This is a genomic window from Pseudonocardia yunnanensis (genome assembly GCF_039534065.1).
Classification (GTDB): domain Bacteria; phylum Actinomycetota; class Actinomycetes; order Mycobacteriales; family Pseudonocardiaceae; genus Pseudonocardia; species Pseudonocardia yunnanensis.
Map to the genome: position 1 here is coordinate 44,576 of NZ_BAAAUS010000002.1, position 26,585 is coordinate 71,160.

The window sequence follows — 26,585 nt, forward strand, 5'->3', positions numbered from 1 at the left end:
GGTGGGAATCGGTCAGCGGGCGAGTGCGCCCCCGTCGACCGCGAGGCAGTGGCCCGTGACGTGGCGGGCGGAGTCGGAGAGCAGCCAGAGCAGTGCCCCGGTGACCTCGGCGGGCGCGATGACCTCGACCAGCAGTTGGTCGTGCAGCCAGCGCTTGTGCACGTCGTCGGGGGTAAGGCCGAGCTCGTCGGCGAGCCCGGCCAGCATCGGTGAGTCGACGGCGCCGGGCAGGATCGCGTTCACGGTGACGCGGTCGTTCGCCAGTTCGATCGCCATCGCCCGTGTGAGCCCGACGACGCCGTGCTTGGCGGCGACGTAGTGCGCGAACTCCGGCACCGCGCGCACCCCGCCGGTCGAGGCGATGTTGACGATGCGGCCGCGGGGCGAGCGCCGCAGGAGTTCCGCGGCCGCCTTCGTGGTGCGCCAGACTCCGGAGAGGTTTGTGTCGACGACGGCTGTCCACTGCTGCTCGGAGAGCTCCCAGAACGGCGCGCTCGTCAGGATCGCCGCGTTGTTGACCAGTACGTCCAGGCGTCCGAAGGTCTTCTCGACGGCGGCGACGGCCGCGGTGACCTCGCCCGGGTCGCGCACGTCCGCCACGAGCGCCAGGGCACGACCGCCGAGCCGCTCGACGTCCGCGACCACCTCGTCCAGCTCGGCCCGGGTGGAGAGCGGGTAGCTCGGGACGTCGAGGTCACGGCAGACGTCGAGGGCCGCGATCGTGGCTCCGGCCTCGGCCAGGGCGAGGCAGTGCGAGCGGCCCTGGCCACGGCCCGCCCCGGTGACGAGCGCGACCTGCCCGGTGAGATCCGGCAGGGATGCAGTTCGAGGGTCGCGCACCGACACCTCCCCCCGAACCGTCCGGAAACGTCCAGAAGTGACGGCTGCTCCGGCGGACGCCGACGTTGACCGTCCGTGGCTGGAGGTGTACCACTCGATCGATCAGCTCCTCAAATCATCTTCGTGCGATTCGGTCGGTTCGGGAGGATCGGTGACGATCGAACGCCGGCTCACGGTGAGCGAGGCGAGCCGCGCGTTGGGGATGAGTCGCACCACGCTCCTCGCGGCGGAGGACGCCGGCCTCCTGACGCCGCTGCGGACGCCGGGTGGCCACCGGCGCTACGACCCGGCCGAGCTGCGGCGCTACGCCGACAGGGCGGGTGCCGGACAGATCGGATGGGTCGACGCCGCGGTGCCGGAGCCACGCCGCCCCGACGAGACCGGGTCGGCCGACATCGCCGCCGCCGTCCGCGCCGCCGTCCGGCCGCTCGTGCAGGTGCTGGACGCCGACACCGCAGGCCTCTATCTCCTGCACGACGGCGAGTTGCGCTTCACCGCCGGGTTCGGCGTGCCGCGCTGGCTGGCCGAGCGGCTCACGTCCGGCCCACCGCCGGCACCCGTGGTGCAGGCCTTCCGGACGCGGCGGCCGTGCCTCTTCGACCCCGCGGCGATCCGGTTCCCCGAGCCACGGGCGGTCGGCCAGGGCATCACCGTGGCACTGCAGGGCGACGGGAGCGCCGTCGGAGCGTTGTTCGTCGTCACCCGGCACGACCTGCTGCCCGGTGAACTGCGCGTCGTCGATGCGTTTCGGGACGTGCTCGCCATGTTGGTGGAGGACCAGCGCCGCATCGTCGACCTCGAGCACCGGCTCGCCCGGATCGCCGCGATCATCGAGCGCTGATCAGCGACGGAGCTGTCTGCGCGAGGTGATGTCGAGCTTGCTGAAGATGTTGCCCAGGTGCCATTCGACGGTGCGTGGGCTGAGGAAGAGCCGCGTTCCGATCTCGGGGTTGGTGAGGCCTTCGCGGGCGAGCCGGGCGATCTGGTCCTCTTGTGCGGTGAGTGCGCCGGTGGGGGCGACGATGCGTTTGCGGGCGGTCTCGCCGGTGGCCTGTAACTCACGCGCTGTGCGCTGGGCGAACGCCTCCATGCCCATCGCGGTGAACATGTCGTGGGCGGTGCGCAGTTGGGCGCGGGAGTCCAGGCGCCGGCCCTCGCGCCGCAGCCATTCGCCGTAGAGGAGGTGTGCGCGAGCGAGCTCACCCCGGATCCGGGTGCGGCCGAGCCGCTCGATCGCCTCCTGGTAGGCGGTCTCGGCGGTCTGGTCGTGGCTCACCAATGCACGGCAGCGGGCCTCGATGCCGAGCGCCCACTCGGTGCCCGCGGTACGGGTTGTCGTCGTGAGCCGGGTCAGGGCGTCAGCGGCGGTCGTGGCCTCGCCCCTGCGGGCGGCAGCTTCGACGAGCTCAACCAGGGCTCCCCAGGCCGGAGCGCCCAGCCCCTCGGGGTGCTCACTGGCCTGTCGGGCGCTGTCGAACGCGTCCTCGTACCGGCCGAGACTGTTGTCGAGCAATGCTCTGGTCCACCTGGCGACGGTGAGCCCGATCCCTTCACCGCGGGTCAGCGCGTCCTCGATCGTTGCGTCGAGCAGGTCGAGAACGTCTTGTTCGCGGCCCTGCCAGGCGGCGAGCAGCAGAACGCCGTATGGCGCGGTATGGCTCCCGATCGCTTCGGTGACCGTCGCTATCTCCTCACTCAGCGACGCGGCTTCGGCCAGGTCGCCCACGTACACGTGTACGGCCACGCGCATGGCCAGGGCGATGGGAAGTGCGGTGAGCGCACCGGCGTCCCGAGCGCGCTGCAGCTGGTGGATGGCCAGGCTCTCGAAGGTTTCGTCGTCCCACAGGTCCCGCGCAGTGGGCCAGGCGAGCCAGAGCCAACGAAGCCCGTCCTCGTCCGGCAGCTTCGGGCTGCGAAAGGCGTCGAGCGCTCGCCGCAACATCGGCATCCCCGCGCCATAGCCTTCCGTGAATCGCACCGCCCAAGCGTCGAGGAGAAGATCGGCCACGCTCGGTGGCTGCGCTCCCGAGGGCGCGTCACGCGCGGCTCGCGCCGCCTCTCGCACAGCGTTGCCGGTTGCCAGCGGGCCGGCGAACATGGCTGCGTTGATCGCGTCCAGATAGGTCTCGCGGGCAAGCCTGCTGTCGAGCGGTTCGAGCTGTTTGGCGGCCCGCAGCAGCAGCGGGGGCGCGTCGCGTCCGGGGTTGAGGGTGAACGCGATCTGGGCGCGCAGCAGGTCGAGCCGGGCGCGTTGGAGCGCATCCAGTGGGCAGGCCTCGGCGCGGGAGAGCAACCTCAGGGCGGGGTCGGTGCCGCCGGCCTGGTAGGTGGCCTGCGCCGCGGCCAGGGTGCGCTCGGCCCGGGGTGCCGGCTCGGGCGTCAGCTCGGCGGCTCGTTCGAGGAATGCGGCGGCCGCAGCCAGCCCACCGCGCGCTCGTGCCCGGACCGCCGAGCTGTCGAGCTCCGCGGCGATGTCCTCGTCCGGTCCTGCTGAGGCCTGGGCGGCGTGCCAAGCGCGACGGTCGGGATCGACCCGGGGATCGGTGGCCGCGGCGAGCGCGCCGTGTGCACCCCGGCGTTCCTCTGGCGCGGCCGCTTGGTAGATCGCCGAGCGCACCAGCGGGTGCCGGAACCGCACCAAGGCGCCCACATCGAGCAGGTCGGCGGCTACCGCCGGGACAGCGGCCGTGGCGTCGATCCCGAGCCGCTCGGCGGCCCGCCACATCAGCACCGGATCGCCGGTCGGTTCCGCGGCCGCGACCAGGAGCAGCCGCCGAGTGCCCGGGGGCAGCGGAGCGAGTTGCCGTCGGAAGCTGTCCTCGATCTGAGTCGGGAGTGGTCGAGGGCCCGGCAACCTGAACCCGCCGGCCAGCTCTGCCGGCGTCAGCCCGTGCGGCCGCTCCAGCAGTGCCAGTGGGTTGCCCCGGGTCTCGGCAACGATCCGGTCGAGGACCCGTCCGTCCACCGGCTGGGGCACCACGGAGCCGAGCAGCGCCCGCGCCTCGTCATCGGGCAGCCCGGTGACCACCAGTTCCGGCAGTCCCATCCATTCCGGCGCCTTCTCGGGCGTCCGCGCGGCGACGACCACAGCCACGGATTCGGCGCCCAGCCGGCGTGCGGCGAAGGCCAGTGCCTGCGCGGACGCACGGTCGAGCCAATGGGCGTCGTCCACGACACAGACGAGTGGTTGCTCGGCGGCGACCTCAGCCAGCAGCCCGAGTACGGCCAGCGCGACCAGGAAACGATCAGGGGGCGGCCCGGGGCTCAGTCCGAAGGTCGTGCGGAGCGCATCGCACTGCGGGCCGGGTAGCCGCTCGATACCGTCCAGCATCGGCGCGCACAACTGATGCAGCCCGGCGAAGGCCAGCTCCATCTCCGACTGCACGCCCGCGACCCGGGCCACACGACACCGCGAAGCCTGCCCGACCAGGTACTCCAACAGCGCCGACTTGCCGATCCCCGGCTCGCCCCACAGCACCAGCGCTCGGCTCTCACCACTCCGTACTGCGTCGAGCAGCCGGTCGAGCGCCTCGCACTCGCTCCGCCTGCCCCGCAACACCAGGCAACACCGCCAGCCGCTCAGTAGCTCGTCTCGTCCACCCTGGGGGACGGAGCCCGGCAAAACCGGTCACCCAACATACCTCGCGACCCCTCACGCGAGCTCTGCCTCGAGACGAGCGACCAGGGGATTTGTCCTGGTCGGGACTGGCATCACCGGCTCTCCCAGGTGTCAACCCGCCCGGGACACCGGTCGTCGGTAGGGGGCGCCGCAATCGGTTCCGCAACGGGTCGCTTGCGGCGCGGAATCGGATGGGCTCACCCGTCGATCACGACGGTGCGGGAAGGCGTTCCCCGTGCGCGCTGGGCTGCTGGGCGTCGTGTTCGTGGATCCAGGCCACCTGTTTCTCGAGGTCGAGCAGGGCGGTGTTGCGGGCCGTGGCCTCGGGGCCGTCGGGCAGGTGCAGGAGTGCCGACTTGTCGAGGGAGCTGCGTTGGACGAGGCGCGTACGGGCCCGGCGCCGCAGTTCGTACCGGTGGAATGCGGTGGCGTGCTGCCCGCGCCTGATGGTTGCGAGGCAGTCGGCGAGCACCACCGCGTCCTCGATCGTCTGGTTGGCGCCCTGTCCGTGGTGGGGCAGCATCGCGTGCGCCGCGTCTCCGATGAGCACGGCGCGGTCCTGGCTCCACGTCTGTAGCGGCAGCTGGGTGAACAGCGCCCAGCGGTCGCTCTGCGGTACGGCGGTGAGCAGGGTGAGCAGGGCGGGGGACCACCCGGCGAAGTGGGCGGCGAGCTCGCCGGGGTCGGCCTGGGCGGTGCCGGTGGGTGACGGCCACGTGGTGGGTCCGTCGACGACCGCCAAGAAGTTGATCATGCCGTGGATCGGGTAGTGCAGGAGGTGCGCGCCCGGGCCCATCCAGAGTTGCAATGCATCGGGGTCGGGCAGCGACGGGACGGCGGAGATCGGCACGATCCCGCGGAACCCGCTGGTGCCGGAGTAGCGCGGCGGTTGCTCCTCGGTGACCCATGACCGTACGACGGAGTGCACCCCGTCGGCCCCGACCACCACATCGGCGTCGTGGTGGGAACCGTCGGCGAACTCCACGCACACCCCGTCGGCCCGCCCGACCAGGGCGACCGCTTCCCGGCCCAGGTGAAGGTGTTCTGTGCCCCACGCCCCGCTGAGAACCTGCTGCAAAGCGGCCCGGTGCAGCCCGAGCCACGGCGCGCCGAATCGGTGCCGGTAGGCGTCGCCCCGCCCGATCGGGTACGCGGCGATCCGTCCATCGTCCCGCCAACCCCGGTAGACGACCTCACTGGGTTCGACGGAAGCCTTCTCCAGGTCCCGACGCAGGCCGAGGCGGTCGAGCAGGCGTACCGAGTTCGCCGTCAGGGTGACGGCCGCGCCCACCTCGCCCAGCGCCGTCGTCCGCTCGAACACCTCGGCGGTGATGCCGTGCCGGCGCAGCGCCAGTCCCAGCGTCAGACCGCCGATCCCGCCACCGACCACCGCCACCCGCAGCTCGCCGTAGGTCATGTCGCGCTGCCCATTCAGATCGCGTCTCCTGGTATCGCTGCCGTTGCCCGGCAGTCCGGGGTGATTACTGCAATGTCAATCTCAACCAACTGGAGATGGATCCGCCATTTGTTCTCGGTCCGGCAGCCCGGGTATTCGGACGCCCGCCCGGTGATCGGGCGATGGTCCGAATCCGACGTGAACATGACCGGCAACGAATGGCGCAGCGATCCGCGGATGGCGGAGTTTGGTAGGAGTCATCACCACTGCGGCGAAGGATAATCCTGATATGAGCGACCTCGTGGATCTTGTGATCGAAGCCCACGGCGGGATGGACCGGTGGAATCAGCTGCACGAGGTCCGATCGCACCTGATCGTCGGCGGCATCACCTGGGCGGTGAAGCAGCAAGCCGGCCTCCTGGACGACACGAATGTCCGCATCGAGCTCCACGAACAGTTCGCAAGCCATTACCCGTTCGGCATGCCCGGGCTGCACAGCTCCGTCACCGCCGACCGCGTGGCCATCGAGAGGGACTCGGGGGAAGTGGTCGCGGAGCGACGTGATCCGCGTGCTGCGTTCGCCGGCCACGTCCTCGAGACGCCGTGGGACGAGCTGCACCTGGCCTACTTCGCCGGTTATGCGATGTGGACCTACCTGACCGCTCCGTTCTCGTTCGCCTCGCCCGGTTTCCGCACCGAGGAGCTGGAGCCGTGGGAGGAGGAGGGTCGATCGTGGCGCCGCCTCAAGGTCACTTTTCCTGCCCACATCGCCACGCACAGCGCCGAACAGGTCTTCTACGTCGGCCCGGACCGGTTGATCCGGCGGCACGACTACAACGCGGAAGTCGTCGGCGGAGGGCCGGCCGCGCACTATTCAGCGGACCACCGCGAGTTCGACGGCATCGTCGTTGCGACCACACGCCGGGTCCATCCGCTCGCAGCGGACGGCAGTGTGGCTCCTGAGCCGCTGCTCGTGTCGATCGACCTCGGTGACGTCCGGTTCCAGTGAGAACCGCGGGGCCGTCGGTCCCGTGCAGGCGCAGCGTCACGGGTCGACGGTTCCCCTGTGCCGTGAGCGGTGGTGCCACGTCGTCGGTAGGCGGTGGGTGAGACACCGAGGTGGTGCGCGAACGCCCGGCGGAGCCGATCCTCGCTCCCGAACCCGCTGCGCGCGGCGGCCGACTTGACCGTGTGGCCCGCGTCGATCAGCGCCTGCGCGGCCTCGACGCGGAGCCGCTCGACGTGACGTGCCGGAGTGGTGCCGAGCTGCTGCTGGAAGAGCCGGGTCAGATGCCGTGTGCTGATACCTGCCGCCGCGGCGAGCTCGGGCACCGAGTAGCTGCCTGCCGGATCCGCCGCCATGGTGTCCAGCAGGTCGCGCAGCATCCGGCTACGCGGCCGCGGCGTGCGCGAGGGCACCGAGAACTGTGAATGCCCGCCCGGCCGCTGCAGGAAAACCACCATCGACCGGGCGACCTGGCAGGCCACGCCGGGCCCGTGGTCGTCCTCCACCAGCGCGAGGGCCAGGTCGATGCCCGCGCTCACCCCGGCGGAGGTCGTGATCGTGCCGTCGGTGACGAAGATGGCGTCCGGCTCGACCATCACCTGGGGATGACGACGGGCGAGCGTGGCACCGTGGCGCCAATGCGTGGTGGCCCTGCGCCCGTCGAGCCGACCCGTGGCAGCCAGCAGAAACGCACCCGCACAGATCGAGGCGATCCGCCCCGCACCGCGGGTGAGCCCGATCGCGGCCGTCACCAGCGCGGGCTCGACGAAACCGGCGAGATCATCCGACCCGGGCAGCAGCACCGTGTCCGACCCGTCCGCGTCCGCGACCGCGGCGTCGGCGGCCACCGTGATCCCGGTCGAGGACCGCACCGCATGGCCGTCGAGCGAGTACGCCTTCACCTCGTACGTCGCTCCGTACCGGTTGGCCTCGGTGAACACCTCGGCAGGACCGGCGACGTCCAGCAACGTGACACCCGGGAAGACGAGGATGCCCACCTGGTGCGGCGTAGCGGTCACGACGATGCGCCGGCGATGAGATCGGCGGCGCGTTCAGCGATGCCGTAGACGGTCGCGTTGGTGTTGCCGGAGACGATGGTGGGCATCACCGATGCGTCGGCGATCCGGAGCCCGCCGATCCCGTGCACCCGAAGTTCGGTGTCGACCACCGCGTCGGTGTCGGTGCCGATGCGGCACGTGCCGACCGGGTGGAAGTAGGTCAGCAGGTTCGAACGGAGGTGGGCGCGCAGGTCGGCGTCGTCCTGCGCGGCTCTGCCGGGCATGGCTTCGAACCCGCGCCACGGGGTCAGGGCGGATGCCCGCCCGATCTCGCGGGCGATACGCAGCCCGGTGAGCATCACCTCGAGGTCGTGCGGGTCGCCGTAGTAGTTCGGGTCGATCGCGGGCGCCGCTCCCGGCTCGCCGCTCGTCAGGCGGACCGTGCCGCGGCTGCGCGGCGTCATGAGGGCGCATGCGATGGCGTATCCCTGTCCGGATCCGGCGGGCGCATGCGAATGCATCGACATGTCCACCGCGAGGAACTGCAGGTCAGGCCCATCCAGGGCGAGGTCGCTGCGGATCAGCCCGGTCACCTCGGCGTGGTTGTTCGCCGACGGCGGGACCGGTCGCGCGGGGCTGTAGACGACCGTGGTCTGAGGGTGGTCCTGCAGGTTGGCCCCGACGCCGGGCAGATGCAGGACGGTCTCGACGCCGACGTCGCGCAGGTGGCTCTGCGGCCCGATTCCGGACCGCAGCAGCAGCTGCGCGGACCCGACCGTCCCCGCCGTCAGAACGACCTCCCGCTCGCACCGCGCACGGAACTGCTCGGCTCCGACGCTGTACTCCACGCCTGTCGCTCGCCCGGCCTCTGTCGTCACCCGGTGGACCAGGGCGTTGGTGACCACGTCGAGGTCGGGGCGGCCCATGGCCGGTGCCAGGTAGGCGTCCGCGGCGCTGAACCGTCTGCCGTCGGCGATGCTCAGATCGTTCCAACCGAAGCCCTGCTCGAGCCCGCTGCTGATGTCGGTCGCCGTCGCGAACCCGGTTTCCACTGCTGCCGCCAGCACTGCCTCGGCCACCGGATGCCGCGGGTTCGACGGCCCGACCAGCAATGGGCCGTCGACGCCCCGCACGACGGGATCGCGTCCCACGGCGTTCTCGCTGCGGCACAGGTACGGAAGCAGGTCGTCGAACCCCCACCCCTTCGCGCCGGCGGCGACCCACGCGTCGTAGCTGGACCGGTGCCCGCGCACGAAGATCATGCCGTTGATGGCCGACGAGCCCCCCAGGCCGCGCCCGCGCGGAAACGGCATGGGTGTTCCGGTCGCCGCCTGAGCCACGGTGCTCTCACCCCAACTCGCCGGCGTCCCGAGCAGTTTCGGCCAGGCCGGAGGCACCGAGCCGAGTGGCTGAGGGTCGCGGCTCCCGGCCTCGAGCAGCAGCACGCGAGCGCCGTCATGCTCCGACAATTGGGCGGCGATCACGCAGCCTGCGGTCCCGGCGCCCACGATGACGTAGTCGTAGCTGGTCGATACCGATGCCATACCGACGATGAAACGCGTACTCGGGGGCATGAGAGTCGACACGTGATGGGTAGTCACGCGAGGTCCACCCAGCACTGACGTGCACCGTGTGACGGGCCGGTCAGGCTGCAGTGGCGAACTTGTGAAGCGCTGTCTCGAATCCGTGGGCGTCGTCGGGGATCAACAGGACGAGTGTGTTCTCCGGGGCCACGTGCAATATCAGCATCTCAACCGATATCGCCACCTTTCCGGCATCGGGGTGATTGAGCACCTTTCTGTCGCGCAGTCCGGCCGAAACGCGGTGCTCGGCCCATTGCCGACGGAACAGCGGGCTTCGCGCACCCAGTTCGGCCACCAGGTCCCGCATGCGGGGGTCGCGCGGATGGCGGGCCGCCTGAAGTCGCAACATGCCGATCATGTCGACGGTCACGCCTTCCCAGTCGGCACCGTAGAGTTCGCGGGTCTCGGGGGCCAGGAGGTGCCATTTGATCGCGTAGCGGTCACCCGCCGGCAGAGCGCTGAAATCGGTGAGGAGAAAGCTCGCGGCCGCGTTCGCCAGGAGGACGTCGGTGTACGGACCGCAGAGCATGGCCGGTGTGTCGCCGAAGACGTCGACGATGCGCCGGGCTCTGGGATCTGCGGCCCCCTCGGGCAGGCCGGCGACCGATGTCGTGTCCGCTGTACCGGCGAGGGTGTACAAGTGCCTCCGCTCGTCCGCCGTGAGACGGAGCGCCCGCGCCAGTGCGTCGAGAACCGAGGGTGATGCCGTGACCTGTCGGCCCTGTTCCAGACGTGCGTAGTAGCCGGCGCTCACACCCGCGACGGCCGCCAGCTCCTCCCTGCGAAGGCCCGGTACCCGGCGCCGCCCGGTGCTCGGTAGGCCGACGTCCGCCGGATCGAGCCGCGCGCGGCGGCTTCGCAGGAACGTTCCCAGATCGGCGTTTCGGTTCATACCCGCTCCCTGCGAACGATCGGTCGCCCTTCGTGCCCACGACGAGCGCTCGATGAGAGTTCCGCAACGTCCTCCGCAGCGTCGGTGCCGTGGGCTGTTGGGGCAACCAGTCTTGAGCTGGACCGTTCGCGTCGCCCCCGGGGGTGCCCCGGGTTTCTTCACCCGATCCCGGGGATTCGTGGAATGGAGAAGGGTGGACGCCGGGCGGCCTCGACCGGAGACCGTGACTCAGGCCGGGTCGCTTCCCCCGGCCTCCCAGTGCCGGGACGGCAGCTGAACCAGCACCAGCGCGAACGCTGCGAGGATCGTGTTCTGCAGAGCGGGCTGCAGCCCGTTCCATTCCGTGGATTGCCACATCGCGAACCACTCGCCGCCGATGGCGATGAACCCACCCGCGAACAGCACGACGATCATGAGCAAGCCGAGGGTCGCGACCCGCCGCGCGCGTTCGAAGCTGCTGTTGTGGCGGAACGCGGACCCCCACAGCACCACGGCGTACACCAGCACGGCCGTGGTCAGCGCCTCCCAGATGATCACGCAGACGTACACCGCGTCCTGCAGCGCCGGGTTCGTGATCGCCCGCCACGTGACGTGGGGATCGTGGAACGTCGTGTCCATTGCGAGAACGTGCTGGACGAACTCGCGGTTCGTGCCGAAGTCGGTGATATTGCCGAACAGGACCAGCAGCATGTACAGGGCGAGCACCGACGTCATCACGGTGGCCGCCACCGGCAGGGTGCCGAGCCCGGACAGTGGCGGCCGCCGCGTGGAGCGGGACGGAACCTCATTCACCAGCGCGCGTCGCCCAGCTTCACGAGGGGCCGCGTGTGGTCGTCGTTCAGCGCCGTGGCCGGGTTTCCTGCCCACCGGGCGTGGGGCGGGACTTCCTCGCCCTTCATGAGGAACGAACTGGTCTCGAGCACCGAGTCCTCGGCCATTGTCACGCCGTAGTGGACGAACGCGCCGACCCCGAGAGTGCACCGGGCGCCGAGCGTGATGTGGTCGGACTTGAAGGTGCCGTCCTCCTGGGAGTGGCACTGGAGGGTGGTCGAGGCGTTGAGCGTGCAGTCGTCCCCGATATGGGTGAGCGTCCGCTCCGTCAGCATGGCCCCGTCGTCGAAGACCCGCCGTCCGATCTTCACGCCGAGCAGCCGCCAGGCCACGTTCTTGAACGGGGTGCCGTTCAGGATCACGAGATAGGCCTGCGCCGGGATCTTCCAGTACCGCTCGTGGCGCCAGAACGCGCGGTCGTGGATCGAGCAGTACAACGGCTCCAGGTCCTGGAAACGCTTGACGAGCCGCTCGGCCAGCGTCCAGTACACGATGCTGAACAGGACGGAGACGACGCTCGCCAGCGCGATCGCAATGTCGTCCCACCCGTAGTAGAGCACCGCAGCGAACGAGTCGAGCATCAGGACCCCGAAGAAGAAGGCCCAGCGCGACAGCAGGTACAGCCCCATCGTGACGAGGTTGTGCCTGTTCTTTGCTTTGAGGCGGCGGCGCAGCTGGACCCGGGTGATGTCGTGCAGTCGGGTGTCTCGCTCCACCGATCGCGGGATCTCGAAGCTGGGCGCGCCCAGCAGCCCGGTCCCTTCCCGGACCTTGCCGCCGACGGGGACCATGACCTTCGTCGCGAGAAGGCAGTTGTCGCCTGTGGTGCTCTGTGCGGGGTAGGCGATCTGGTTCCCGAGGAAACTGTGCCCGGGAACCGTTGCCCGGGACAATTTGAAGGACGTGCTCGAGAAGTCGGCATTGATGATCGAAAGTCCGTCGGCGACCATCGTTCCACTGCCGATCGTGGTCAGGTATGGGTTCTCGTGCCGCACGTCCGTGCCGAAGTTCGAGCCACTCTGCACCACGGTGGAAAGGTCGTACCCGACCCACTGCAGATAGTTGACGATGTAGGAGCTGTCGCCGAAGAGCCACACCAGGAACCGCACGTTGGTCATGCGCGCGATCGCCTTGTGGATTCCGTAGTGGAAGCCGTACAGCGGATACACCGTGTCGGGCTTGATCGCGCGGTTCAGCAGACGGGGGACGGTGCCGACGAAGAGCAGGCCGACCACCACGTACGCAGCGAAGAGAACCGCGGATACCAGCAGCACGTCCCCGTAGAACCACCAGGTGGTGAGGGCGAGGGGTCCCGGGTTCACGAGTTGGTTGAGCTGCGGGATCCCGGCGAGCACCAGCACTATGCCGCCGACCAGCACCGGCACGACCAGCACGAGCACGGTCAGCAGTTGCGTGATGCCGAACATCGCGGCCCGCAGGGCGGCTCCCGGGGCCGCGTCGACCACGCGGTAGTCCACCTCGGCGCGTTGCGCGGGCGACCCGTGCCAGCTCTCGCCCGCGGGCACGGCCTGCCCACGATGCAGGGAGGAGGCATGACCGAGCTGGGACCCGTCGCCCATCGAGGTGTCGATGTCGATCACGGTCATCTCGCCGACGAACACGTCCTTCCCGAGGGTGACCGCGCCCGTCTGAATCATCCCGTCGTGGGCCCGGTAGCAGGAGATGAAGGAGTCCTTGCGGATGACCGTGCCTGCGCCGATGGTGAGCAGATCGGTGCACACCGGGAAGTTCCGGGAGAAGATCGTGACTCCGGGCCCGATCTTCGCGCCGAGTGCCCTCAGATAGAAGTTGAGGATCGGCGACGCCGTGCTCGACCGCGCTCGGCCGCCGATCAGCAGGAGCAGCGGGTTCGACCGCACCAGCGTCTTGACGACCCAGAAGCGGACGTAGCCGAGGCTCCAGACGCGGAACTCCTGAGGCTTCCACCGTCCGATGAGCACCCATTTCGCCACGATGGGAAGCACGCACAGAGCGACCACGCTCGCGTCACCGAACATGATCGACCGCAGGTAGACATCGCCCACACCGGAGCCCGCGGAGATCCAGTCGTAGCCGAAGTTCGCGATGTATCCGGCCAGGTAGGAGTAGGCGAGGAAGATCAAGAGCTGCAACGCCCCGCAGAGGACGTACTGCCGAGTGCCGGCTCGTGGCGGGGCAGGTGTCGGCGTCGTCTCCTCGGCCGGTGCCGTCTCCTCGGCCGGCGCGGGCCGAGGAGACGGCACCGCGGCTCGGGCGGGGGCTGGAGCGGGAGTGGTCTCCGTGAACGCCGTGGCGAGGCTTCTGACCGTGGGGTGCCGGTAGATGTCCTTCATGGACACCGCCGGCAGATCCGGTCGTTTCCTGATCCGGGCACAGAACCGGGCCATCACCATCGAGTCGGCGCCCAGGTCGTCGAAGAAGTTGCTGTCGACGGGCACCTGCTCGACGTCTGCGATGTCGGCCAGCAGTTCGGCGAACTTCCGTTCGGTGTCGAACGCCGGCCGTGGCGAAATGGTCATCAGGGGTGCTGTGACGGCCGCCCAATCCTGAGCCGAATCTCCCACGAACGTGAGCTCCTTAACATCAATGCCGTAATTCAATGGCGCACTACAGGCTCGGGAGAGGCCCGCGCCGAAACTGCATGACGGTACGTCCGCGCGCCGGGTGTAAAGCGGTGCGCGGCTGGGAAAACTGGCCGGCATGATGAGGAGTGGCCGGCGGAGAGCGAAGGCGGGAAAGAAGGCCGGTCGGACGTCCGTGCTGTGACTGCGGGGCACGGGGGCTCGGGGCCGGCGATGCGTGAAGTCAGTGCATGCTGTACCGATCAGGCCGACGACAGAGTGAAATCAGTGGGTCGTCCTACGTGGATTACCCGCAGATCTCCCGTCGTGGCCGTGGTGGCCGGGGTGCATGTACGCATGGCGGGGGACGGTGCCGGGGATCAGATGTCCATGCAAACAACGCTCCACCACGATAAGTTGAAGTGCCAAGTGTCGGGTCCGTCTCTGGCTCCGGCTCGTTATGTCGCGGGCGAAGCCTAGCTCGCCCCGTGGCAAAGCGCTATAACAGTGTGTGAATTGTCGGAAATTAAATGTACGTCCAGTTGTGCTGTGAATATGGGGACGTTTACCGACGAATCCGGCAGGGTGACCTCGCGTCGAGGCGGGCCGTGCGGAAACCGATACTACGGTGCGAAACCGTGAATACGGAGCGCTTCGGTGAAGTCCGGTCCCGGATTGTCACGAACAGCGTGAATGTCCTGGTTGATCTCGCTGCCCCGCCCCAGGTCGAGCACGGCGGGTGATCGTGGTCCGCCAACCGCTGTTTAACGGGCGGCAACCGGGCCCGGCAGATGATCGGGCATCCTGCCCGTGGAGAGATGCGACACGTTCATCGCAGCGCCGGCTCGACGCGGTACATCACCTGGCCGAACTCCACGAGCTGAGCATCCTGCACACAGACCTCGACGACCGTGCCACGCACGCCGGCCGACACGGCGTGAAAGGTCTTCATCACCTCGACGAGCGCGACGGTGGTGTCCTCCTCGACCAGCGCGCCGACCGTCACGAACGGTGGCTTCCCCGGCTCGGACTGCGCGTAGAAAATGCCCATGGTCGGGGCGGTGATCTCCACCGAGTCGGCGGAGGGCGCGACCGCCGGAGCCGCTGCCGCGACGGGCGCCGGCGCGACCGCGGCCGGGAGCACCTGGGGCACGGGTGTCGTGACGGGGGCGCTGCCGACCGACGGTGGCTCGCCCTTGCCGATCGTGACCTTCAGGTCGCCGACCTGCAGCTCCAGATAGTCGAACGACGAGCCGTCCAGCGTCTCGATCAAGCGGACGACCTGCTCGACATCCGCATCGCTCAGAGAATCGGTCATCTCAGCTCCCCTGCGTGGTGGCGGCAGCGCCTGCCCGGTTCTGGACGGTGATCGCGTCGCTGCCGCGCTGGACGCGTACGTACCGGATCCCACTGCTCTGTGCGAGCCGCTCCACGAGCGTGAGCAGCGGCATCCCGGTGGAGGAGTAGCGCCGCGGCGCCCCCGCGGCGCGCATGGCGTCGATCTCGGAGGTGCCCTGCATGATCACGCGCAGCAGCAGTTCGTCGTCGGACAGACCGGGGGCGCCGATGCTCTGCCGCACGTCGTGAAGGGACACGTCCTCGATGGGCCGTTCGTCGAGGATCGCCAGCTCCTGAGCCCTGGGCATGGCGAGGAAGCGGTCCTTGAGGTTCTGGTCCATCCAGGTGTAGCCGGAGTCCTCGCCGTAGCGGCCCGCGGCGAACCGCACCAGCTCGTCGATGACGACGCCGTAACGCTCGCCGGAGGCGACGTTGATCGCCGCCTGCGTGGCGACGTACTGCGAGAACGGCGTGATCATGATGGGGAATCCGAGGTCCTCGCGGACCTGGACGCATTCCTCGAGCACCTCGTCGAGCCGGTGGTCCATCCGGATCTCGGAGAGCTGGAACCGCAGGTTGGATATCACGCCGCCGGGGATCTGGTGGCGGTAGTGGTTGAGGTCGTGGGTCAGGGGTGCGCCGATGGGCAGCGCGTCCTGCTTCGCGAACTCCAGCAGCCGTCCCGAGATCGAGGCGAGCAGTTCCTCGTCGACCGTCGGGGTGAAGCCCATGAGCCGCGCGTTGCGGGCGACGTCGAGCACCGACGGCTGCGCCGAGCCGTTGGCAAGCGGCGGGATGCCGCAGTGCAGCGTGCGCACGCCGAGCTTGAGCGCCTCCAGATACACCAGCGGCGCGAGTCCGGTGGTGCAGTGGGAGTGCAGTTCGACGGGGATGTCGCCCGCCTCCCTGAGCAGCACCGGGAGCAGCGTCCGAATCCGGTCGACGGTGAGCAGGCCACCGGCGTCCTTGAGATAGATGACGTCGGGGCGGTACGCCGCGGCGCGGCGGGCGGTGTCGGCGAAGTGTTCGTCGGTGTGCCGCGGCGAGATCGTGTAGCAGACGGCGATCGCGACCTGGAGTCCCAGTTCACGTGCCAGCGGCATCATCCTGGGGAACTGCCGTGAGAGCTGGTCGGCGGTGTTGGCCATGAACTGGCCGCGGTTGAGCACCCCGATCTCGGCGAGCCTGCGGGAGAAGAGCTCGCCGAGCACCGGGGGAGTGGGCGTGCCGAAGCCGTTGAGGCTGCCGCCCGCACCCCCCATGCACGACTTGGGTGTCCGGGAGATCCTGCGCGCGAGCATGCGCATGGTCTCCCAGGGGTCCTCCTTGAGATCGCGCACCATCTTCTTGAAGAAGATCGCGTTGGCGGGCACCTCGATCACGTCGAACCCGGCGTTGTCGAGATCGCCGGCGAGGGCCTCCATCATCCCGTGGCGGATCCCCATCGCCCACAGGCTCTGCGAGCCGTCACGAAACGTGGTGTCGAGGAATCGGACCTCCTGCGCGGGTGCGCTCACCAGGCGTCCTGCATGACACCGACGGAGTCGGCGACATCGACCCGCATGTCGGTCAGTCCGAGCACCTCGTCGACCGTGAAGCCCCTGGCCACCTCGTCGAGCCGGAAGCGCCCGCCCGGCATGCGGGTGAACAGCGCGAGATCGGTGGCGACGACGTCGACGCAGCCCGGTGCGGTGACGGGGTACGAGCACTCCTCGACGAGCTTCGGCCGGCCCTTGCTGTCGAGGTGTTCGAGAGTGGCGATCACCCTCTTGGCACCGACCGCGAGGTCCATCGCCCCGCCGATCCCCCCGCCCGGCCGGCCCGGCACCGCCCAGTTCGCCAGGTCGCCCTGCCCACCGACCTGGTACGCGCCGAGCACCACAGCGTCCAGCCTGCCGGACCGGGCGATCTCGAACGAGGTGACGCTGTCGAAGAACGACGCTCCCGGCTCCAGCGTGATGAAGTTGCCGCCGGCGTCGTGATGATCGGGATCCCGCTCGCCGTTCGTGACGAACCCGCCGTACTTCAGCACGCCGTTCTCGCCGTGCAGGACGACGTTGCGTCCGCCCAGGAAGTTGGCCACCAGGTTGGGCAGCCCCGCACCCAGGTTGATGATGCTCCCGGGTTCCACGAGCATCGCGACGCGGTGGCCGATCTCCTCGCGGGTCAGGCCCGGCTTGTCCGCGTACAGCCGCCCGCTCTGAGCCGAGCGGGCCGCGCGGCGCGGGAGGTTGCCGACGTCGATGTGGACGGTTCCGACGACCACCCTCGCGACGAACACCCCGGGCAGGTCGATGTCCTGCGGGGCGATCTCGCCGACTTCCACGATCTCGTCGACCTCGATGATCGCCACCCGGGCGGCCTTGGCGAAGCTGTCGTTGAAGTTGCGGCTCGCCCCGCGGAACTGCACGTTGCCCATGCGGTCGGCGCGCCAGGCGCGCAGCAGCGCGTAGTCGGTGCGGATGCCGTGTTCGAGCAGGTGTGGACGCCCGTCGAAGTCACGCACCTCCTTCCCCTCGCCGACGAGGGTGCCGGCTCCGGCGGGGGTGAAGAAGGCCGCGATGCCCGCGCCTCCCGCCCGCATCCGCTCCACGAGGGTGCCCTGGGGGACGATCTCGAACTCGAGCTCGCCGGCCAGAATCTGCTGCTCCGCGATGGTGACCGGGCCGGGGCGGGACGAGAACGAGGCCACCAGCTTGGCCAGCTGCCCGTTCTCGGCCAGCAGCTGCGCGGTCGGCTGCCCGGGCACGCCGAGCCCGTTGCAGTAGACGGTCAGCCGCCTGGCGCCCTGGTCCCGCAATGCGGTGATCAGGCTCGACGGGAAACGATGGGTGACCCCGAACCCCGCGATGGCGACGCTGGACCCGTCGGCGATGTCGGCGACGGCAGCGGCCGGTGAATCGAAAACCTTGTCCACACTTCTCTCCTGGAATGTCGTTCGGGGCCCTAGTGCCGAGGAAACGAGGTCGTCTTACCCGCCTCCGGCGCCCAGGCGGCGCCTCGCGGCGTTGTCGTCGGCGCCGATACAACAGCGGTATCGGCGCCTCCTCCGCCTTGCGATCCATCCGCCTGGACACCGGATCCGGGCAAGGAACCCCGTTTCCGCGACACTAGGAGGACTTCCAGGTGCCTCCCCAGAACAGCTCGCTGGACAGGTACCGGGAAACGCCCTTCACGTTCGGTCTGGCGATCGCGGCCTTCGCCGCTCTGGCCATCCAGGCCACGGCCAGGTCGTCGTTGAGCAGCTCCTGCGCCTTCTGGTAAGCCGCTATCCGCTCTGCCGGATCAGTGGTGCTCGTGGCCTCGTCGAGCGCGGCGTCGACCTGGGGGTTCGAGTACTTGCCGTAGTTGTTGATCCCGCCCGTGTGGAACTGGTTGTACATGAACGGGTAGGGGTTCTCGTACGGCCCGCTGATCCAGTGCAGCATCTGGAAGTTGCCGCCCTGCACCACCGTCGTGATCACGGTGGCGATGTCGTCGAGCTGCAGCTTCACGTTCAGCCCGACCGCGGCCCACTGCGCCTGCAGGAATGTCGCGAACTGGACGTTGTTGGGCGAGGTGGCGTCCTGGAACGTGAAGTCCGGGTTGCCGCCGGAGGCGCGGTAGTCGGCGATCAGCTGCTTCGCCTTCTCCGGGTCGTAGGTCGGGTAGGAGTCGGCTGCCTTTCGGCTGAAATACTGGTCGCCCTCGGCGAAGGCGGTGGTCGCCAGGTCGCCGGCGTCGCGGTACTGGGTGGCGTTGAGCGCCTTCGGGTCGATCGCCCGGATCACGGCCTCACGCATACGGGGATCGTCGAAAGGCTTCTTGGAGAAGTTGAAGTACAGGAACTCGCCGTCGCCGCCCGGGCCGTAGTACGTCTCGAGGTTCTGGTCGAGCGACGAGCGCTGGGCCTCGGTGAAGAAGCCACCGATGTTGAGGTCGATGTCGCCGTTGGCGACCGACGCGTAGCGCGTCTCGGTGTCGGGGAGCGGCCGGAACTCGATGCCGTCGAGGTAGGGCTTGCCCTTGTCCCAGTAGCCGTCGAACTTCGTGACGACGATCTTGTTGTTCGGGATCCACTCGACGAAGCTGAACGGCCCGGCGCCCACGGGGTGGCGCCCGTAGTCCTCGCCCCACTTCTGCACGGCGGTCGGCGAGGCGATCGTGCCGAGGTTGCCCGAGGAGAACGGCAGCGCGAACGACACGGGGAAGGAGCCGGTGGGCCGCTTGAGCACGAACTCGACGGTCAGCGGATCGACAGCCGTCATCGAGTCGATGGGTTCGGTGTAGAGGTGTCCGAGCGCCGTGGCCTTGTCGCGCTGGCGGGCGACGTTGAAGATCACCGCGTCGGCGTCCAGCGGCGTGCCGTCCTGGAAGGTCACTCCCTCGCGCAGGCCGAGCAACCAGGTCTTGCCGTTGTCCGGCGTGGTCATCGACTTGGCCAGGTACGGCTGCGGGTCGCCCTTGCTGTCCATCTTGAGCAGCGAGTCGTAGACCGCCGACGCGATGAGGTTGGACCCGACCGTGGGGTCGAAGGACCGGGCCTCGGTGTACATCCCGACGACGAGGGTTCCCCCGCTGGTCGGGGTGCCTTCTGCGGCTGGGTCACCCCCGAACGGCTGGGAGGCATCCAGCCCGGCGGTGACGGTGTCGGGCCGGTCGCCGGCCTCGCCACAGGCAGTGCCTATCAGAGAGAGAGCCAGAAGCACTGCCAGACCGTGCAGTGCACGAACGCGCCTCGTTTGCGATCTCACGGACCACATCACCCCGCTCGAGCTGTCCCATTACAACGGCGTACTGGACCAACCCCGACGAACTCGGCAGCTGCAGCCAGACGGGTGCCCGTGGCCCGGGCAATCAGCTGGGGGAGCTACGACTTCGACGCGTTTACCGGCTCGATGAACCGATCGTGACCATAACAGGCAGCGAGATTGTTCACAATCATGTTGCCAATGCATACTCGCGCCGGCCCGAGTCCGATGATCAACCCGGGCCGGCGCAGTACGTGGTCGTCAGGCAGCCCGCGCCGAGACGAGGTGCTGGGCGAGCAGGGCGGCCTGATCCCGGATCTCCGGGACGGCGAGCGACTCCCACACCGCGCCCTTTCTGGGCGGGCCGACGGCGTACATCGCGAGGGCGATGGCGCCGGTGCTGTCGAGGAGCCGGCCGTCGGGTGTGCAGGCCAGACCGATGCCGAGTGGGTCGGGGGCGACGGTGCCGCGGTCGACCAGGCTGCGCAGGAGGGGGTCGACGGTCTGTGTGACGTCGTTCAGCGGACCGGTGCAGTTGACGAGTGCGTCGGCGTCGAGGGCGACACCATCCAGCTCGACCCGGCAACGGGACCCGAGATCCTCCACCCCTTGGAGGCCACCGCCGTGCACGGAGAGCCGGCCTGAGGCACGGTAGGCGCGGATCCGGGCCGCCGGCGCAGGAGCCATCCGGTGCCGGCGCACGTCCCAGTCGCGGGAGTGGGCGGTGAGAAACCGGCGGCGCTCGTCGAGGTCGAGGCGAGCCCAGATCGACGGAGTGGCGGCCCGCAGGCCGTCGATGACCGCGCGCCAGTTCACGCCCTGGCGTGCGGCGACCTCGATCTGGGTGCGGATCAGTTCGGCGAGCCCGTCCGCCGTCAGCGGTCCCAACGGTGGGATGGGGGAGACCCAGTCGGTGAGGGCCTGCGCAAGGTGCGTGCGCGGCAGTTCACCGTGGCGGCTGACCATCACCACTCGTCGCCGAGGAGCATCCTCCAGGAGCGTGATCGCGGCATCGACCGCGGTCAGCCCGCTGCCGACGAGCACGACCGTGGCGTCATCGGGCAACGCGGTGAGGGCGTCGAGGTCCCACGGGTTGCGCACGTGCCACGCGGCGTCCGGAAGCGGCCCGGCCGCGGTGGCCAGCTGCCGGGGTGCGGGGTTGCCGTAGGCGAACACCACCGCGCCGGCGCGCGTGGAGGTGTCCCCGGCGGTGAGCGTGAAGCCGCCCCCGTCGGCGACGACATCCTCCACGCGCTCCGTGACCACCCTCAGCCGACCGTCACCGAACTGTGAGACCAGGCTCCGCAGGTACTGCCCGAACACCATCCGCGGCACGAAATCCGTCGGCTCCACCGCATAGCCGGCCTGCCGGGCCCACTCCACGAAATGCCCCGGCTCCTCGGGGAACGCACTCATCACCTGGGCCCGCACGTTGAGCAGATGCCGCGGATCCGTGGTGCTGTACGCCGCCCCGAGATGGCGCCGGCTCGCCTCGGACTCGAACACCACCACCCGCAGATCGCTCGCGCCGGCTCGCAACAGGTGCACCGCGGTCAACGTGCCGCTCGCACCTCCACCGATGACAGCGATGTCTGTCCGGAAATCACCCCGAACGCCGGATTCTGCGCCTCCGACGATCCCCACCGTTCGACTCATGTCGCACCCCTCGGAATCCCGCAACGGCTAATGACCGTACATTACGTCGGGCGCTCCCAATATGTGAACGAGAGGCTGGTCACGGCCTTGTGCTAGCTCCCGCAACGGGGTGTTTGACCGTCTGCGGCTCGACCGGACAGACGTGGTCGATGGGCCGGATCGTCGGACCTCGGCCGGCGGCAAACCGCAGGTGGCCGGGTACTTCATCAGTGTGCGTGCCACCGGAGAACTCGTGTAGCACTCCGAGCGTCGTGGCCTGGGTCTCGTCTTGCCGCCCCGAGAGCGGCCGGACCCGGAAAGAGCAGAAACTGCGCAACGGGGATCAATTCCTCATTGCGCAGTAGCGGCCCGAGCTTGCCGAGAACGTGCTGGTCAGGCTGCCGGCGGAACGGTGGCCAGCTCGTCGGAGAGCACGTCCTCGCCGTAGAGGTCGTGCACCCAGTTGGTCTGGTAGACGGTATCGAGGTAGCGCTCGCCCAGGTCGGGCGCGAGGGTCACCGAGGTCAGGTCGGGCGAGCCGTGCTGCTCCAGCCAGCGCACCGCGCCGCTGACGGCCGTACCGGTGGAGCCGCCGAACAGGAACCCGCGCCGGGCCAGCTTGTGGCACGTCCGGATCGTGTCGGCCTCCTCGACGTGCACGACCTCGTCAACGTACGAGTCGTCGAGCAGCGGGGGACGAACACTCGTGCCCAGACCGGGGATCATGCGGCGCGCAGCGGGGGTACCGAAGGTCACCGAGCCGACGCTGTCCACGGCCACGATCCGGACCGACGGGTGCCGCTCCTTGAAGAAGCGCGAGCAGCCCATGAGGGTGCCGGTGGTTCCGGCCCCGACGAACAGCACGTCCAGGTTCGGGAACTGGCGAGCGATCGCCGGCCCCGTCCTGCGGTAATGCGACTGCGCGTTGCCCGGGTTGGTGTACTGGTTGAGCCACACGTATCGATCGTCGGACGCGCACATCGCGCGGACGTAGTCGATTCGCGCACCCAGCAAACCGCCGGAGGGCGACGGCTCGGTAACGATGTGCACCCGGCTGCCCAGCGCCTCCATCAGGCGCCTGGTGGCCAAGTTGCAGCGAGAGTCGGTGACACACAGGAATCCGTAGCCCTTGCTCGCCGCGATCATGCTGAGCGCCACGCCCAGGTTCCCCGACGACGACTCGATCAGCACGGAACCGGGCCTGAGCAGGCCTTTCCGCTCGGCGGCCTCGACCATCTCGGTCGCGGCCTTGAGTTTGATCGAGCCGGCGAAGTTGAAGCCCTCGCACTTCAGGAACAACGACTGCCCGAACATCGAACGGAGATCGATGTAGAGCTCGTCCTCGTTGAATTCGTGAGGTGCAGAAATGATCGGCATAACGTCCTCCGCGACGCAGAAGCACTGGCGGGGGCCTGTGCGGTCATGGTCTTCATTTGGTTCGGGATCGTGGTCCCGCTGGCTTTCTTGCTCGTTCGAAGACTGCCGTCCGCCTTGCACCGGAGCCATCGGGGCGCCCCCCGTCCTGGGAGGAAGACCCCCCAAACCCACCTGGGGTAGACCCCCGCTCCGGGACCGGCCGTGAGGCTGGCTAACTCCTGGTCAACGGGCTTGGGGGAGTGCGGTCTGCAGCGTGAGCTGGGCTCCGCGGGGTCTGCCGCCCGGCGGCGGTCGACCGGGCCTCGCTGCTTGGGTCCGGCGTGCCAGAAGTGCGGCTCGGGACACCGGCCAGTGCGGCTGCAGCCATGCGTAGGGCGGTCACCGGTGTGGAACCGATAGCGGTGCCTGACACGGCCGACCGCCCCCACAACCGGCAGGCGTCTCGGCCATCCAGGGCACCGGCCGAGCTGCGGATGCCGTAACGGGTCAGGACCAGCCCGCACCTCGACGCCGCCCGCCGCCCCAGCGGACTGATCAGCATCCCGAGGCGGCAGCCAACCCGACCTTGATCACCAATCCGGCCCCCTCAGCTGCACCAAACCCGGCCGCCCGTCCCCGTTCGGCGATCAAGCCGCGGCAACCGAGGGTGGCCAGCCCGGCGACGAGGCCGGGCCGGCCTTGATCATCGTTTCGGCACCGAGAGCCGTGCGTGACCCGGCTGCTGGCCCCCATCCTGGTGATCAAGCATTCGCAGGCGGGGGGTGGCCGCCCCGGAGGAGCCGGTCGGTGCCAGCCGAGACTTGATCATCGGTTTGGGCCTCCGAGCCGTGCCCGACACGCCTGCTCGTCCCGGTTCGACGATCAAGACCGGGCGGCCGAGGGGCGGCCACCCGGCGCGGGGCTCGGCCGCTGGGCTGTCCGGCGCTTGGTCACCGGTCCGGGCACGTGAGCGTGCCTGACACGGCTACCGGCCCCGATTTTGTGATCAAGGTGCGGTATTCGAGGGGTGGCCGCCCGGCGCGGGGCTGGTTGGTGCCGGCCCGGTCTTGATCATCGGTTTGGGCCGCTAAGCAGTACTGGACCCGGCCGCCCGTCCCCATTCGGCGATCAAGGGGCTTGATCATCGGTTCGGGCCCTTGAGCCGTGCCTGACACGGTTGCCGGTCCCCATTTGGTGATCAAGGCGCGGTATCCGAGGGGTGGCCGCCCGGCGCGGGCGCCGATCGGCGTCAGCCCGGCCTTGATCATCGGTTTGGGCCCTCTGGCCGTGCCTGACCCGCCTGCCGGTCCTCATTTGGTGATCAAGGTCAGGTGGCCGAGGCCGGCGGCCGGGGCCAGGTCGCCGGGGCTGTCTGGGTCTTGATCACCGGGTCGGTCCCTTCAGCTACACCGGGCACGATTACCCCCTCCCCATTCGGTGATCAAGCCGCGGCGGCCGGGGTCGCCGCCTGGCGCGGGGCTGGTCGGTGCCAGCCCGGCCTTGATCATCGGTTCGGGCCATCGGGCCGCGCCGGACACGGCTGTTCGTCCCCGTTCGGTGATCAAGGTCCGGCGCCGAGGTCGACTATGCCGTGGCCATCTGGGCCGTACCCAGCACGTGTGGGGTGGAGGGCTGGGTGAATCGGATGTCCGGGAACCGGAGTCTGCGCAGCTCGGTGACCTCGAACCCGGCTGTGGAGATCGTTCCGACCGGGTCGGTGGCGGTGTGGCAACCTCCCGCGATCCGTGGCCAGAAAGTGGCGTCGACGATTTTCTGCACGGCCCGTAGACCGGGCGTGGGGGCGATGGTGTGCTCGAGGAACCGCAAGCTCCCGTTCGGGCGCAGCACCCGGCGGACCTCGGCCATTGCGGCGGCACGGTCGGGCAGCGAGCACATCACCAGGCACAGCACCACGGCGTCCACGCTGTCGTCCGCCAGCGGTACCTTCTCGGCACGCCCGGGCGTGACGGTCACCGGCACCGGTGCCGTGGCGGCGGCGCCTTCGGCGTGGGTGCGCAGGTAGGGCTCCGGTTCGACCGCGACGACCTCGCTGACGGTGCGCGGGTAGTGAGCGAAGTTCAGTCCGTTGCCGGCGCCCAGCTCCACCACGCGTCCGGACAGGCCTGCGAGCAGCTCGGTACGCAGGCCGGACATGCCCCCGGCCTCCATCCGCCGGCTCATCCGTGCGTAGATCCAGCTGAACATGGGGTGGCGCAGGTCGGAAGGAGTGGGCGAGGAGTTCGCAGCGGTCATGGCATGGGTGTCCTCTCGCGCAGCAGGCCCCGCCGCCGCTGCGCGGGTGTGTCCGGGCAGCAGCGGCTGATGACGAACCGGACCAAGAAGAACGATCTCCCTTTCGGTACGGCGATGGCAAGACGTCGTCGACAACGTTCTCCGACGATCCCTCCGCCGAGACTCCCGGCACCTTCGCCGCTCGGCCCCGCCGAAGCTGCTTCGGCGTGGTCCCGGAATCATGCGCCCGCAGCCACCGACGTCTGCGCAGGCAGCACCGTGCTGAATCGCGACGGTTGCAGCAGCAGCGCCAGCACGGTCGCGACGGCGGATCCGAGCACGATCTGGATGAGGGCGGCGGCACCCCAGGACCAGGACTGGGCGAGCGAGCTGAAGAGAAGGCCCGCGAACGCGGCCGGGATGTAGATGCTGGTGACGAAGATCCCCGCTGTGAGGCCCGCGCGGCGGCCCTCGACCGACTTCACCAGGAATCCCGCGAGGAGGACGAACGCGCCGGCGCTGAAGGCGATCCCGAACATCAAGGCGAAGACGATCTGCCACACCATGTTGCCGGGGCCGAGGAACACGGCTGCGCCGGCGACGCCCGTGAACGCGAAGGATGCGGGCAGCACGATCCGTGGGGAGAGTCGGTCGCCGAGGTGTCCGCCGTAGAAGGACAGGAGCGCGCCGGCACCGGAAATCCCCGCCACCAGACCGGCTTGCGCGGCCGAGTAATGCAGGGCGGTCTGCATGAACGTCCCGTACATGCCCAGGAAGCCGAAGTCGACCAGGCCACCGATCACGGTCATGACGACCAACAGGACGGTGTTGCGGTTGAGCAGCGTGTCGGCGCCTCCGACGACTCGGTGGCTGGTCTGGGCCTGTGCCCGTCGTTCCGTCAGCCACGGCCGCGCGAACACGGCGATCGCCACGGCCACGATGCCGCCGAGCACCGCGAAGACGATCTCCGGCAGGCGCCATTGGCCGGTGCGGGTGAGCAGTGCTCCGCCGAGCGTCGGTCCGATCAGCGCGCCGAGGGCGAAACAGATGTTGATCGTGCCGATCGCCATCCCCCGCCGCGCCGGGAACGCCGTGGCCGCGATCGCGATCAGAGCGGTGAACTGCATGGATTCGCCGACGCCCGACAGCACCCGCCACAGGGTCATGTCCCAGAGCCCGAACGAGAGCGTGGTCAGCCCGGTGGCGGCGGAGAAGATCACGGTTCCGGCGAAGACCGTCCACTTACGGCTCACGCGGTCGATGAGGTATCCGGACGGAAGGCCCAGCACACCGATACCCAAGGCGAAGATGGTGGACTGCAGCCCGGCCTCCGTCGTGCTGAATCCGTAGTCGTTGCGCACCGCGACCAGGAGCACCGGGAAGACCTGCCGGTCCATGGCGTTCACCAGGTACGCAAGCAGGAGGAGAACGAATATCGCGCCGGCCGCGTAGCTGCGCTCCGTGCCGCCCCGGCCGCTCGTCGTGTCGGATTCGATGGTGTTGCTCACCTGAAACACCTCCTTCGATCTCCCTGCGCGGTCGACGAGGCATGCCGACGACGGGGGTCG

General features: G+C 69.2%; 17 protein-coding genes and 1 pseudogene. 1 reads left to right on the forward strand and 17 read right to left on the reverse strand.

Annotated features, from left to right (window positions below; translation table 11 throughout):
• Positions 1 to 12: 12 nt before the first annotated feature.
• Positions 13 to 840, reverse strand: coding sequence for a mycofactocin-coupled SDR family oxidoreductase (locus ABD743_RS03820; protein WP_344718890.1), 828 nt, complete (start codon positions 838 to 840; stop codon positions 13 to 15).
• Positions 841 to 991: 151 nt separating this feature from the next.
• Between ABD743_RS03820 and ABD743_RS03825 the strand changes: the two genes are divergently transcribed.
• Positions 992 to 1,681, forward strand: coding sequence for a MerR family DNA-binding transcriptional regulator (locus tag ABD743_RS03825; protein ID WP_344718892.1), 690 nt, complete (start codon positions 992 to 994; stop codon positions 1,679 to 1,681).
• Here the strand turns inward: ABD743_RS03825 and ABD743_RS03830 are convergent, their stop codons facing one another.
• The 16 genes and pseudogenes from ABD743_RS03830 to ABD743_RS03900 all read right to left on the reverse strand — a co-directional run bounded on the left by ABD743_RS03830 (position 1,682) and on the right by ABD743_RS03900 (position 26,525).
• A complete protein-coding gene (locus tag ABD743_RS03830) occupies positions 1,682 to 4,399 on the reverse strand; it encodes an AAA family ATPase (protein WP_344718894.1) in 2,718 nt (905 codons plus the stop codon). It lies immediately after the preceding gene.
• Between the two features lie 268 nt (positions 4,400 to 4,667).
• Positions 4,668 to 5,876 carry an FAD-dependent monooxygenase gene (locus tag ABD743_RS03835; protein ID WP_344718896.1) on the reverse strand — a complete coding sequence of 403 codons (1,209 nt, stop codon included), beginning with the start codon at positions 5,874 to 5,876 and terminating at the stop codon, positions 4,668 to 4,670.
• 849 nt (positions 5,877 to 6,725) lie between these two features.
• Positions 6,726 to 7,880: a GlxA family transcriptional regulator gene (locus ABD743_RS03840; RefSeq protein ID WP_344718898.1), complete on the reverse strand. Its 1,155-nt coding sequence runs from the start codon at positions 7,878 to 7,880 to the stop codon at positions 6,726 to 6,728.
• Entirely contained in the window at positions 7,877 to 9,403 is a 1,527-nt protein-coding gene (locus ABD743_RS03845) for a GMC family oxidoreductase (RefSeq protein ID WP_344718899.1), read from the reverse strand. The genes ABD743_RS03840 and ABD743_RS03845 overlap by 4 nt, the downstream gene beginning before the upstream one ends.
• A 100-nt stretch (positions 9,404 to 9,503) precedes the next feature.
• Entirely contained in the window at positions 9,504 to 10,082 is a 579-nt protein-coding gene (locus ABD743_RS03850) for an MmyB family transcriptional regulator (protein WP_344718901.1), read from the reverse strand.
• Positions 10,083 to 10,091: 9 nt separating this feature from the next.
• Positions 10,092 to 10,334 (reverse strand): annotated as a pseudogene (locus ABD743_RS44385) (helix-turn-helix domain-containing protein); the annotation flags it as partial.
• 228 nt (positions 10,335 to 10,562) lie between these two features.
• Positions 10,563 to 11,126: a DUF2165 domain-containing protein gene (locus ABD743_RS03855; RefSeq protein WP_344718903.1), complete on the reverse strand. Its 564-nt coding sequence runs from the start codon at positions 11,124 to 11,126 to the stop codon at positions 10,563 to 10,565.
• Positions 11,123 to 13,684 carry a Pls/PosA family non-ribosomal peptide synthetase gene (locus tag ABD743_RS03860; protein ID WP_344718905.1) on the reverse strand — a complete coding sequence of 854 codons (2,562 nt, stop codon included), beginning with the start codon at positions 13,682 to 13,684 and terminating at the stop codon, positions 11,123 to 11,125. Before ABD743_RS03860 ends, ABD743_RS03855 begins: the two co-directional genes overlap by 4 nt.
• A gap of 871 nt (positions 13,685 to 14,555) precedes the next feature.
• Complete coding sequence (locus ABD743_RS03865) at positions 14,556 to 15,044, reverse strand: acetyl-CoA carboxylase biotin carboxyl carrier protein (protein ID WP_344718907.1); 489 nt, start codon at positions 15,042 to 15,044, stop codon at positions 14,556 to 14,558.
• A gap of 1 nt (position 15,045) precedes the next feature.
• On the reverse strand, positions 15,046 to 16,581 hold the full coding sequence (locus ABD743_RS03870; RefSeq protein ID WP_344718909.1) for a hypothetical protein: 1,536 nt from the start codon (positions 16,579 to 16,581) through the stop codon (positions 15,046 to 15,048).
• On the reverse strand, positions 16,578 to 17,981 hold the full coding sequence (locus tag ABD743_RS03875) for a 3-oxoacid CoA-transferase (RefSeq protein WP_344718911.1): 1,404 nt from the start codon (positions 17,979 to 17,981) through the stop codon (positions 16,578 to 16,580). The genes ABD743_RS03870 and ABD743_RS03875 overlap by 4 nt, the downstream gene beginning before the upstream one ends.
• Before the next feature lie 193 nt (positions 17,982 to 18,174).
• Entirely contained in the window at positions 18,175 to 19,752 is a 1,578-nt protein-coding gene (locus ABD743_RS03880; RefSeq protein ID WP_344718913.1) for an ABC transporter substrate-binding protein, read from the reverse strand.
• A 303-nt stretch (positions 19,753 to 20,055) separates the two neighbouring features.
• Positions 20,056 to 21,450, reverse strand: coding sequence for an FAD/NAD(P)-binding protein (locus ABD743_RS03885; RefSeq protein WP_344718915.1), 1,395 nt, complete (start codon positions 21,448 to 21,450; stop codon positions 20,056 to 20,058).
• Positions 21,451 to 21,822: 372 nt separating this feature from the next.
• Positions 21,823 to 22,806 (reverse strand): 2,3-diaminopropionate biosynthesis protein SbnA, encoded by a 984-nt coding sequence (gene sbnA / locus ABD743_RS03890; protein ID WP_344718917.1) that lies wholly within the window; start codon positions 22,804 to 22,806, stop codon positions 21,823 to 21,825.
• A gap of 1,563 nt (positions 22,807 to 24,369) precedes the next feature.
• Positions 24,370 to 25,038: a class I SAM-dependent methyltransferase gene (locus ABD743_RS03895; protein WP_344718919.1), complete on the reverse strand. Its 669-nt coding sequence runs from the start codon at positions 25,036 to 25,038 to the stop codon at positions 24,370 to 24,372.
• A 218-nt stretch (positions 25,039 to 25,256) separates the two neighbouring features.
• Entirely contained in the window at positions 25,257 to 26,525 is a 1,269-nt protein-coding gene (locus ABD743_RS03900; RefSeq protein WP_344718921.1) for an MFS transporter, read from the reverse strand.
• Positions 26,526 to 26,585 lie beyond the last annotated feature (60 nt).